Annotated in this window: 15 protein-coding genes and 2 pseudogenes; 8 read left to right on the forward strand and 9 right to left on the reverse strand. The window is 36.9% G+C overall.

The window, feature by feature from the left end:
- Positions 1 to 1,487, forward strand: a 1,487-nt coding sequence (locus VB797_RS33985; RefSeq protein ID WP_323242216.1) for an ATP-binding protein, incomplete at its 5' end; no start/stop codon positions are given.
- 134 nt (positions 1,488 to 1,621) lie between these two features.
- Here the strand turns inward: VB797_RS33985 and VB797_RS33990 are convergent.
- Positions 1,622 to 1,785 (reverse strand): annotated as a pseudogene (locus tag VB797_RS33990) (IS4 family transposase); the annotation flags it as partial.
- A 43-nt stretch (positions 1,786 to 1,828) separates the two neighbouring features.
- Positions 1,829 to 3,313 carry an AAA-like domain-containing protein gene (locus tag VB797_RS33995; RefSeq protein WP_323242217.1) on the reverse strand — a complete coding sequence of 495 codons (1,485 nt, stop codon included), beginning with the start codon at positions 3,311 to 3,313 and terminating at the stop codon, positions 1,829 to 1,831.
- A gap of 788 nt (positions 3,314 to 4,101) precedes the next feature.
- Here VB797_RS33995 and VB797_RS34000 point away from each other — a divergent pair.
- Together VB797_RS34000 and VB797_RS34005 are read left to right on the forward strand one after the other, a co-directional pair.
- On the forward strand, positions 4,102 to 4,359 hold the full coding sequence (locus VB797_RS34000) for a beta/gamma crystallin family protein (RefSeq protein ID WP_323242218.1): 258 nt from the start codon (positions 4,102 to 4,104) through the stop codon (positions 4,357 to 4,359).
- A gap of 493 nt (positions 4,360 to 4,852) precedes the next feature.
- Positions 4,853 to 5,080, forward strand: coding sequence for an S-layer homology domain-containing protein (locus VB797_RS34005; RefSeq protein ID WP_323242219.1), 228 nt, complete (start codon positions 4,853 to 4,855; stop codon positions 5,078 to 5,080).
- 162 nt (positions 5,081 to 5,242) lie between these two features.
- Here the strand turns inward: VB797_RS34005 and VB797_RS34010 are convergent, their stop codons facing one another.
- Together VB797_RS34010 and VB797_RS34015 are read right to left on the reverse strand one after the other, a co-directional pair.
- Complete coding sequence (locus tag VB797_RS34010) at positions 5,243 to 5,584, reverse strand: XisI protein (RefSeq protein WP_323242220.1); 342 nt, start codon at positions 5,582 to 5,584, stop codon at positions 5,243 to 5,245.
- Positions 5,572 to 5,988 carry a XisH family protein gene (locus VB797_RS34015; protein ID WP_323242221.1) on the reverse strand — a complete coding sequence of 139 codons (417 nt, stop codon included), beginning with the start codon at positions 5,986 to 5,988 and terminating at the stop codon, positions 5,572 to 5,574. The genes VB797_RS34010 and VB797_RS34015 overlap by 13 nt, the downstream gene beginning before the upstream one ends.
- Before the next feature lie 328 nt (positions 5,989 to 6,316).
- On the opposite strand from VB797_RS34015, the gene VB797_RS34020 reads away from it, so the two are divergent.
- The 3 genes from VB797_RS34020 to VB797_RS34030 are packed head-to-tail and all read left to right on the forward strand — an operon-like array spanning position 6,317 to position 7,225.
- The gene (locus VB797_RS34020) at positions 6,317 to 6,514 is read left to right on the forward strand and encodes a hypothetical protein (RefSeq protein WP_323242222.1); all 198 of its coding nucleotides are present in this window, start codon (positions 6,317 to 6,319) and stop codon (positions 6,512 to 6,514) included.
- Positions 6,515 to 6,540: 26 nt separating this feature from the next.
- The gene (locus VB797_RS34025) at positions 6,541 to 6,939 is read left to right on the forward strand and encodes a type II toxin-antitoxin system RelE/ParE family toxin (protein WP_323242224.1); all 399 of its coding nucleotides are present in this window, start codon (positions 6,541 to 6,543) and stop codon (positions 6,937 to 6,939) included.
- The gene (locus tag VB797_RS34030) at positions 6,926 to 7,225 is read left to right on the forward strand and encodes a helix-turn-helix transcriptional regulator (RefSeq protein WP_323242225.1); all 300 of its coding nucleotides are present in this window, start codon (positions 6,926 to 6,928) and stop codon (positions 7,223 to 7,225) included. Before VB797_RS34025 ends, VB797_RS34030 begins: the two co-directional genes overlap by 14 nt.
- A gap of 772 nt (positions 7,226 to 7,997) precedes the next feature.
- Here VB797_RS34030 and VB797_RS34035 read toward each other — a convergent pair.
- The 4 genes from VB797_RS34035 to VB797_RS34050 all read right to left on the reverse strand — a co-directional run bounded on the left by VB797_RS34035 (position 7,998) and on the right by VB797_RS34050 (position 9,462).
- A complete protein-coding gene (locus tag VB797_RS34035) occupies positions 7,998 to 8,192 on the reverse strand; it encodes a type II toxin-antitoxin system HicA family toxin (RefSeq protein ID WP_323242231.1) in 195 nt (64 codons plus the stop codon).
- Positions 8,193 to 8,225: 33 nt separating this feature from the next.
- Complete coding sequence (locus VB797_RS34040; protein WP_323242226.1) at positions 8,226 to 8,462, reverse strand: type II toxin-antitoxin system HicB family antitoxin; 237 nt, start codon at positions 8,460 to 8,462, stop codon at positions 8,226 to 8,228.
- A gap of 344 nt (positions 8,463 to 8,806) precedes the next feature.
- A complete protein-coding gene (locus VB797_RS34045; protein WP_323242227.1) occupies positions 8,807 to 9,127 on the reverse strand; it encodes a VapC toxin family PIN domain ribonuclease in 321 nt (106 codons plus the stop codon).
- An 86-nt stretch (positions 9,128 to 9,213) separates the two neighbouring features.
- The gene (locus tag VB797_RS34050) at positions 9,214 to 9,462 is read right to left on the reverse strand and encodes a hypothetical protein (protein ID WP_323242228.1); all 249 of its coding nucleotides are present in this window, start codon (positions 9,460 to 9,462) and stop codon (positions 9,214 to 9,216) included.
- A gap of 134 nt (positions 9,463 to 9,596) precedes the next feature.
- Here VB797_RS34050 and VB797_RS34055 point away from each other — a divergent pair, with 134 nt between their 5' ends.
- Complete coding sequence (locus tag VB797_RS34055) at positions 9,597 to 9,740, forward strand: hypothetical protein (RefSeq protein WP_323242229.1); 144 nt, start codon at positions 9,597 to 9,599, stop codon at positions 9,738 to 9,740.
- A gap of 58 nt (positions 9,741 to 9,798) precedes the next feature.
- Here VB797_RS34055 and VB797_RS34060 read toward each other — a convergent pair whose 3' ends face one another.
- Positions 9,799 to 10,080 carry a hypothetical protein gene (locus VB797_RS34060; protein ID WP_323242230.1) on the reverse strand — a complete coding sequence of 94 codons (282 nt, stop codon included), beginning with the start codon at positions 10,078 to 10,080 and terminating at the stop codon, positions 9,799 to 9,801.
- 274 nt (positions 10,081 to 10,354) lie between these two features.
- On the opposite strand from VB797_RS34060, the pseudogene VB797_RS34065 reads away from it, so the two are divergent.
- Positions 10,355 to 10,793: pseudogene (locus VB797_RS34065) on the forward strand (M23 family peptidase); the annotation flags it as partial.

Raw genomic sequence — 10,793 nt, forward strand, 5'->3', positions numbered from 1 at the left:
AATTATTACCTTTATTTTTTTGGAATACTGGTTATTCTGAGTTCCAACTATTCAATGATAATCAGCGACTTATATCTACAAAGTACAAATGTTTTTCAGGATTGAGTTGGTTATTACAACATCCCGATGTCCCAGGGATATTTGTTTTTGAAGGTGCAATTTCGCCGGATATCTTAACAGGTATGTTGTCCCAGCAAACAGAAATGATGCTGAGTAACTTAGTTTATGACCTAAATGCAAATTCTGTACCAAGATTTCTCATCTGTTTGGAAAATTATGTTGAACTTCCTCACTCGTTAACACCTTTGATTCCCGTATTAGTTAACCCGTTACCAAGTGCGATCGCAATTACAACTTTAGTTCAGGATTTATGCGACTGTAAATTGACAACAAATAGTACACAACAGCTTGAAACTTTAATCCGCACTTGCTTAGGCTTGCCACTTGGTGAATTAGAGATGTTATTGAAGCGTTTATCGAGATTTACCCATACCTTAGAAGAATTGATTGATGGGGTATTAAATTACAAGAAGAGCAAGCTAAAAGGTCAGGGTGTGGAATTTATAAGCGAACCAGATGTACCACAAGCTGCTGGTTTGGATTTATTAGAAGAAATTTTAGAACGTGCTGCGGTATTACTTAAGCCACAAGCGAAACAACACAATCTCAGCTTTCCCAAAGGTATGATTCTTTGGGGACCACCAGGAACGGGTAAATCTTTGAGTGCGAAATTAGCAGCCAAGAAAATGGGTGTTCCAATGGTTGCTGCTGATTGGGCTGGATTAAGAGGTGCGACTGCATACGAATCAAGGAAGAATTTACGAGAGTTTTTACAATTTTGTGATGCTAATGGGGAACATGGTTTAGTCCTCTACTTTGATGACTTCGATAAAGGTTTTGCTGGTTTCGATTCCGACAGTGACGGTGGTGTATCTCGTCAATTAGCAGGAAAGTTACTGACGTGGATGCAAGAAAGAACATCGCAAGTTTTAGTTATGGCAACAGTTAACAGATTGGAGTTTTTACCTCCAGAATTAATACGTCGTTTTGATGAGATTATTTTTGTAGACCTTCCCCATACTGGAGCAAGATATGAAATCTTTAAATTGCATCTAGCGAAATATTTTCCTGGATTGGATTTTTGCGAGAAAGATTGGTTGCGTTTATTGAGAGAAACGAAACTACTGACTCCGGCTGAAATCGCGCTGATGGTGAGGAAAACAGCAGAAGATGCGTTTTATCGAAATACACAGGAATGTTCTGGTGAGGGACTTGGGGAAAAACCTCTAAATGTGACTGTGAGGGACTTTTTAGAAGTGCGATACGCAAAGCGTCAAGCCTCCGGCTTATCGCAATTTACTCCTAGTATGATTCGGGAAGAAGATAAAATTGTGGAGATTCGTAATAAAGCAATTTACGCTCGTCCTGCTGCATCGCCAGATACAAGTCGTTGGGCTAAAGAACCGGAGGTTTTGTTTGGAAATTGAGAAGTCATGATACCACCTTTGCCCACAAGGGTTCCCAGAGAATAGGGACTACCCGCACAGATGATCGCAGTTTATTCCCAGCATAATTCGTGAGGAAGATAAAATCGTCGAGATTCGTACATACCTTGGTCAAATTATGAGGGTTCAACGGCTGTAGAAGCATTGTGAATACGACCAAGAGAAGTAAGCTTGGCAAAAATCTGCGCTAATAAAATAGGCTCTGGTTGTTGCGGAAGCATTTTTAACATTTCCCGAACTTAAAATCAACAATACCAGAGCCAGGATTATCTTCACGAAACTAAGCTAGAAGTTGAAAGGGCTGGGCTAAGGAACCGGAGGTTTTATTTCGCCATAAGTCGATCGCGGAAAAAAGGACGAAATAACTCGCAGGCAAGACTAACTTTTTTACCATGTAGATGTACTAACCCCATCTTACACAACTGTTCGGCTTGCACAGCCTCGCAATCTACAGGACTCGATTGCTTGACGATTTCTGTAAAGGATGGTACTAAATTGGGATAGGGTTGCAGATTCCACCATTGCTGTTCGAGATGCTCTGCATAGATATTTCTAACAGTCACAGAATTTTCTAACAGTTGTTCCAGGGTTATAGTTTGCTGCTGAAGATAATAAAAAGCCAACTGCAAGCGATAGGGATGTCCTCCCAGAAGGGTAATTAATTGCTCGATTTGTTGTGCTGTCATATCCTCTCCCCATCGATTTGCCAATTCTTGCACTTGAGATTGGGTAAACTCCGGTAAATCGATTGCCAATCCTGTATTCAAGAGGGATTTATCGATCAAAGCAGGCATCTGAATTTCGGTGGAATGAACCGTCACCAGTCGGAGGTTTTGCCAAAGATTGCTTTCTCCTACCCTTGCTTTCGCTCGCTCAGACCAAGTTCGCAAAAGTCGCAGAAATTCACGAGCAATGTCTGGGTAAGCAAAAAGCTGGTTGAGTTCATCAATCGCAATCACCACAGGACAATTCTTCCTGGGAGAGTCTGCGCGATCGAGGTTAGCTAAAATAACATTCTCGAAGTAGTCAGTAGTGTTCGATTTGCTACCCAAGCTGTTGTGATAAAAAGATGCGATCGCCCAAAGGGCGATCGCATCTGGTAAGTCTAGCTGCTTGCTGACTCTGGCGCAAAACCATTTTAGGAAGTGTTCTAGGTTCTGTAAAATCTCACCGTCGGCAAGTTGTAAATTAAGAGAAACGGTTTTATGTCCGAGAGTGTTAGCGTAAGCCAGGATGCGGGTCATTAGGGAGGTTTTGCCCATTTGCTTGGGAGCGCGGATGTTGAGCATAGCACCGGGTTGCTGGATGGCTTCGTAACAAAGAGATTCGACGATAGGACGGTCAATGTAAAAGACTGAATCCAGGGGTATTTGCCCTCCCGGTAAGGTTGAAGCACGAAATTGCTGATTGTCTTGCGCTTGTTCCATTCTGTGGGTTTGAGGGGAATTGGTGCGAGAATTGCAAACTGATTCGATGGGACAGATGATTTCATTCATGGACATTAAGCCAATCTCGGCAATATTGTCTTTATCAGGCTCCAGGTAGAGATAATCGTCCTTTAACAACGTTAGATTAAAGGCATTGAAGCAGCATTCCAAGGTTCGCTTATCGACTCCTACTGAAGCATTAAAGACTTTGCTGAGGGTATTGGCAGTTAAATTTGTTTTCTCACTCAGGTCTTCGAGAGTATATCGCTTAAAGTTTTGCTGAATTTCTACCTCCGCTTTTGCCTGATTGAGTTTTTTGAAGCCTTGGGCAGTTAAAGTCGCACCCCGCCGCCGTAGTTGATTTTTTGATTGTAATTGCATTTTTAACTGTAAATCCAAGTATAAAAATGTGGTCAGTAATCCACTTAGTCAGGACTTACGCTATTGTCACAATGCTAACTTGGTGCGTGACACAGAAGAAGCTTATTATTACGTTAAAAATTATTCAAAGTGTCACACACACCCGTTGCAACAAAAATGTGCCAGTTGCGTAAGTCCTATTAGTAATATGGGTGGATACTGTTATTACTTATGCACTTTACAAGTTTATGCAGCATAGTTATAAATTTTACAAATACAATTCCAAAAAGTTTATTTTAAATAAGCCTAAACTTGACAAATACAGGAAAATCCTATATTGTCAATAGTTCTAAATACATAAATATATCAGCTTTAAATTGAAGTTTTCTCTGGGAAAGATAAACGTAAGCATAATTCTTAACTTGGGTTTTTTTCCAAAGTTAAGAATTACGTTAACTAATAGTTGCGAAGCACTTAAATTTTCGGTGACTGAAACCAATATGAGGAATGAGTTTGGGAAAATGCTAGCACTAAATCCTTAACTTTTTTCTTAAAGTTGCAAACTTTGGTGGTTTTTGAGGCAGGAAATCCACATGATTGAGTTGTAAGCAGGCTTAAGTAACCATAAGTAAGCTCGAACTCAAGTTGAATCAAGCTTTTGTTGAACTTTACATTCTGTTACATAGTTCGGTTTATTCCCACTCACCTACTTACTTCAGTCAATCAACCAATGTTAAGCGTATTGACCTCAATTGCAAAGTACAAAGTACAAAGCAAGTTGAAAACTCAATTATTTAAGGAGAAAAACAATGGCTAGAATACAAGTATATGCGGATGCAGATTTTAACGGAGATGATTCTACTTTTGACCGAACTATACCAGATATCGGAACTTTTTTGAACGACAAAATTACATCAGCTAGGGTATATGAAGGTAGATGGGAACTTTGGGAGCATCCTGACTTTCACGGTCGTATGGTAGTACTTGAACCAGGTGAATATCCTAATATTGCAATATACCCTGGTGGTCTCAGTAACGATACTATCTCTTCAGTTAGAATTGTTTAACTCATCTGAGTAAACTACACCACCCGGATTTCTCACAACATTTTCAAAGCCCTACAAAATATAGGTTTCTACATTTAGCACTGTACTAAAATTACCTGGACAAAATGTCCAAAACATAGTCTGCTAAAGATTATGGTGAGACCCATCTGAAGGCTTGTGAGAAATCCGGAACCAAACCATTCAAGATTAGTGCGATCGCAATCTCCCCTAGGTTGAGGAGTCACTGCGTTGCGAGGGGAACCCTCGTTATAGCAAGTGACGTTGAAGGCTTTGCGTAACCCAACATATGATATTGGAAAAATGAAGATTCTTTAAATCACAAAAATGTATAAATTCAACGATTAAAAGAAGCTTTAAACAAGTTATAAAATGTCGGGTTACAACGCAAATCTAAATTTTTCATATCACTGCAAATATCTCTTGTGCGTTTCCACCCAACCTACAAGACTACTCGAAACCATGAATTAAACCTGAAACAATAAGGAGAAAAAACATGACTGATATTACCTCAGTTAGTCAACTGAAAGATGTCCAACCTACCGACTGGTACTTCAAGCATTTGCAATCTCTAATCGAAAAGTTTGGTATCAGTGTGTGCTGTCCAGACGGAATGTTTAACGCGAATGAACCTCTGTCGAGAGCTGAAGCCGTTTCGCTTCTGAATCAAGGATTAGAGCGAGTCGTAGAAGTGATCGCAAGTTCAACTTCAGAGGCAAAGTAGTGCGATCGCAATACAAGCGTAGCGACTGTATTGACAGTGCGATCGCTCCTGATAGTGATGAGTGTACTATTTTTTTCGTACAAGTGCGATAATATTGATTTAGTCAGTTATTGGATCGGGAGCGATTATACCTACAACGTTCAACATAAACGAAACCTCTATTTAAGCAACAGCAAACTCAGTTAACTTACGAGATTCTGGATCGTGGAAAGCTAAAACAATATCCTCTTTCGGTACATCTTCCCTTAATAACTCAGTAGCAATACCTTCCTCCGTCCAATCTTCCTCAATATAAATCTTCTCGTTTTTAATGCGAATATGAACTTGAATATTTCTAATTTTTTTCTTTCCTTCCCAACCCATAAACAGCCAAAAATATTGGTCGTGTACCTCGTCAAAAACAATACAACTTTCTCGATCTAAATTGGCTGAACCAGAAACCCATTCATGATATTCTGTTAATATTTTTTTTATATCATTACGATATTTTTCTAATTTATCCATTGCAAAATTTCCTCCTGTTCCATATCAACAATAATTAAAAGTAATTTATTTATTTTAGTAATATCTTGAATTGAATCTCGTTTAAAGAAGTTTTCGTAAATACTATCCTTAATCGCTAGATAAATCTGATATTCTGGTTCCGTAAAATTGATTAAATTTCGATATAAAATATATTGTCCTAAAGCCATCTCAAAATCTCTCATTGGTGAGGGGCTTAAAAAGCTTTTAATTTCCACAACAATTTTGCGTCCATTTTGTTCAGCAGCAAAAGGTTTTTCTACTGCTAAATCAGCAAATAATTCAGCATCTTTGTATTTAATTTTATAAGGGTCGGCTAAAATGCTCCAACCGTCTTTAATTAAAGCATTTTTAACTGCATTGTGGTAAACATCTCTTGCTGGCATTATCCTCCTTGGAATTTACATAATCATTTTAAACCAAAATTTTTATGTTCGATCGCCCGATCTTGTAGAAATTGACAACTAGTTCCCGCAGCCAATTTAACGAAATACGCATGAATGTTTTACTTATGCGAATAGCACTTTATATATTAATGCACAGTCTATTCTAGAGCTATTTGTGGTGAGATATATACAATTTTATCTCGACTTTGTGAAAGCGATCGCGATTCATCACATCCAGATAAAATTACGCAATAGAGAAAATACAAAATCTCAATTCCGGCATTTATCACAGATTATGCGATTGCTTGCGTGCGATCGCTATTTTTGATTGAAGGAAGGCGATCGTTTTTTCTTATGGGTTATAGTGCGATCGCAATACAAGCGTAGCGACTGTATTGACAGTGCGATCGCACCTTTTCAAATCACCACAATTCAAGCAATTTTGGTAAAACTCGATACTCTTACAAATGCGATCGCAATGACGAGAGTATCACATTCCCCTAAAGACACCTTGGAGTTAATATAACAATATTGATATACTTGAGGTGTATAGTGCCGAAAACACACATTATCTTCTATCAAGATGAGGATGGAGAAGTACCAGTTTTAGAATGGCTTAAGCAACTTCTTAAGAAAAATCGGAAAGGTTACGCGAATTGTATTGTTAAAATCAAACTACTTGCTGAAAGTGGTTATGAACTCCGTCGTCCAGCAGCAGACTATTTACGGGATGATATTTACGAACTTCGAGCAAAGCGCGAACATATACAGTATCGTATTCTATATTTTTTTCACGGACAAAATATCGCAATTCTGGCTCATGCCATTATAAAGGAAGAATCAGCAGTACCGGATATTGATATTGAACGAGCGATAAAGCGAAAAAACTTATTTGTTGAAAATCCAGAAGTTCATACTTATCAAGAGGAAGATGAAAATGAAGAAAACTAACGATGCAATCAAAATAATTAATAATATAAATCTTCGCGATCAAGAGCTTCAAGAAATGGTAGTAGAAGCTTCGATAAATGCAGAAGTTGCACAACTCATTTATGAAGCAAGAATAAAAGCTGGATTAACACAGAAAGAACTTGCTGATTTAATTGGTACAAAGCAACCCGTAATTGCGCGACTCGAAGATGCCGATTATGAGGGACATTCTCTTTCCATGCTACAAAAAATTGCCCATGCACTCAACAAACGGGTAGAAATTTCTCTCGCACCAATGGAACAATGAAATACAGAGTCGTTATGCGATTCCTGGGAATGCGATAAGCGGAGCTTAATGCAATCAATGCATATCGCACCTCTAAAACCTCAGTGCGCGCAATACAAGCGTAGGTTGGGTGTCAGCGAGTGCGTAACCCAACATATTATATTGGGAAAATAAAGATTCTTTAAATCACAAAAATATCTAAATTCAACGATTAATAGAAGCTTCCAACCAGTTATAAAATGTTGGGTTACAACGCAAATCTAGATTTTTCATATCGCTGCAAATATCTCTTGTGCGTTTCTACCCAACCTACAAGAGATTACTAAGGAAAATTTTCAAATTGGCTACAACACAAAAAAAATGATTTATTTTCTGATATAATTATTTGTATCAATTGGATATAGTTGACATTTTTATAATGGAGATGTGACTTGCCTTAAAAATTTTACTAACATTCCATTATATAAAAAATGAAGTTTAAATTCAAAACAATAAATTAATCATCCCACGAAACCAAGAATTTTTTCTCAAAATCCGAAAAATTGTCACAAAAAGAAACATTAGTCATATTCAATGTAAAGTATGACGTAATGTTTAACTACTATACATGAATCACACATAATTTCTTGGAATCAGTCGATAAAAACCCGTCTTTTTTGCGCTTTTTACGGAATTCAGAGAATATGACGCGGCAATTTTTACTTAGGAATTGGTGTAATTGTATTTTGATATGCATTATTGCATACGGAAGCGTAACGCACTCTATAAACCCAAACAAAGCGTTTATAACTGATTATTTTTCCAGTAACTCAAAGAACGTTTCTTTATCAATACCAATATCTTGAATCATACCCATTAAAGTCCCTTGTTTTAGGTCTTTTCCCGAATGAATCGGAACCACAACCCTTTGTCCATGACTATTTTTATAAATAGCATGACTACCCTTTTGACGGTCAAAATAAAAACCTAATTTTTCGATTACTTTGATAAATTATGAAAGCTTTAACACTGGGAAAATTACTCATGCTAAGATACTTAGTGGCTTAACAATTAAATTTTCTTTAGGAATTGACAGATTCTCAGCCTTTAAGCTTTCAATATATAATTCAATAGCTTCTGTGATATTATCGATGGCTTCTTCAAAAGAATCTCCTTGAGAATGACAGCCTTTTAGGATAGGGCAAAAAGCATGATAACCTCCATCTGATTCTTTTTCTAGAAGAACTGTGTAATTGTAAATTTGTTTATTGTTGTCCATATATTTCCATCTTGTTTACGATTTATCTACTTTTAACTTAGGACTAATACCATAATAAAGGCTTTTAGGTGATATTGGTTAAATAGTGCGATACGCTTCCAGCGTTAAGCGAAGCTTATCGCAATCTCCTGTAGGTTGGGTGTCAGCGAGTGCGTAACCCAACATAATTATATTGGGAAAATAAAGATTCTTTAAATCACAAAAATGTATAAATTCAACGATTAAGAGAAGCTTCAAACAAGTTATAAAATGTTGGGTTACAACGCAAATTTAGATTTTTCATATCGCTGCAAATATCTCTTGTGCGTTTCCATCCAACCTACAAGACTGGGTTACGAATCACACTAATCCTCAATGAGAAGATTTTCAAAAGGATAGTTCTGTTTCCAACGATAGGTATTAAAGTCACGTTTATCCACTGAAAAAATGCGTCCATGTCCTAAGTGTTCAGCTAAAATTACAAGAGAAACATCAGCTAAATCCATTGGAAGGTCGGCATATTTTTCCATCAGTTGGGTAATGCGAGAAATATGATGAATTTCTAAATTGAAAACTGTAAACAATTCTTGGTTAAGACTATTTATAAATGCAGTTTGGGCTTTGACTCCTTTACGTGTTAGCAAAAGATAGCAGGTTTCTGTAACAACACACCAGGTAGTAATCAAGGTCTCATTTGTATTGTTTTAGAGTTTGTTTTGCTCTTTGGTGGTAAGTGTCTTTTTGATCGATAAGAGCTAACCAAAATCCAGTATCAACTATGATCGTATTTGGTAACTAATGTATTAGCCAGAATTTCTTTATAGCTAGTAGATAAATTTTCTTCTACAGAACAACAGCTAATCAATCCAGTTTCTTCAAACTTTTCATAAAGACTTTTTTCTTCACCATGATTTTCTGGTTCTGGTTTTGGATAACATTTTTTGAGTAGCTTAAATATTGTCCAATAATAAGATTTGAGCTTCTTCTGGTAACGTATTAATATCTTCGTATATCTGTTCAAATTCAGGCATTCTAATTAACTCCTAAACTTGCGTATTTTTTTCGCTGCCTATTTCATTGTAGCCTAAGCAGTGCGATCACCGAAGGCGGGGCTTCGCCCATCGCTATAAAAATAGCCACTGTATTGAAAGTAAAGTGCAATCGCAGTTTATTCCCAGCATGATTCATGAGGAAGATAAAATCGTCGAGATTCGCAATAAAGCAATTTACGCTCGTCCTGCTGCGTCGCCAGATACAAGTCGTTGGGCTAAAGAACCGGAGGTTTTGTTTGGAAATTGAAAAACGTTAAATAGGAGTACTCTAAAACTAAGTACCCCTTCAGCTAATTTGATCGGTTTTATTGTTGAGTATTTTTCCTCACTGTTTCTATATTCAGTTCAAGAAATTCTGCAATTTCCTCAGTATTTAAACCTAGTTTAATGAGTTTAGGAATTGTCTCCAATTTATTCTCTAGCACACCTTCTTCTTTAGCTTCTTGGTAAACTCTACTTGTCTTCAAAGAATCTAAATTCAACATAGCTTCGATTTCCTCCATACTCAAAGTTGAAAACTTATCAATCACCCTCCGGGTTCGCCAGTCGCTACAACGGCTGTGTTCCCCCGCAACGCGCAGGCTCACCACCGCCTTTATAAATTCTAGAACCTTTTCCTCTAAACTTTTGTTTGTTGTTTAGTAATAATGTACTCAATGATTAATAAAATTATAAGTTTAAGTCTATTTGTGGTTTATTGAAATGTTTATGATTATCTTATCAAAGGGAGATTTAATTCATTCATCACAATGAGTGCGATTGAAGATATTACTATTGTGATAAATACATTTACGTCAATAGTCAAGCACATTCCTAACGATAAATGACTGAAAATAAGAAAAAATATCTCAACATAGATAAATGAAGATTAGTCAATTTATCGCTTTAAAATTTATTCCTATTGTATTAGCTTCCGTTACTATTTATTCAAGCTCATCTTCAGCACAGAGCCAAACTAATCTACCTACTCGCACTCTGCCTTCAAAAGAAGGGAATTTTATATTGCTACCTGATTGGCAAAGAATTTCATTTAACCAAATGCCAGCAATACAAAACGGTGGTTCAATGAAAGTTAACGGATTATCACGAGCATGGAACGCTGGAGATACTCCAGATAAATATTTAACTTTAGGCGATATTGATGAAGCATTGAAACCTCAATTCTTTAGTATTAGGAATATCACTAATGAGAATAACCTGAAAAACTTTTCTTTAGAAAGCTTCCCATTATTAGGAGAACAAACTGTTCAAAATTTAGTAGAACTAATACCAAACTTAGGACAAACTAATGCAGCTAAAA

Origin of the sequence: Rivularia sp. UHCC 0363 (assembly GCF_034931125.1) — a bacterium.
Classification (GTDB): Bacteria; Cyanobacteriota; Cyanobacteriia; order Cyanobacteriales; family Nostocaceae; genus Rivularia.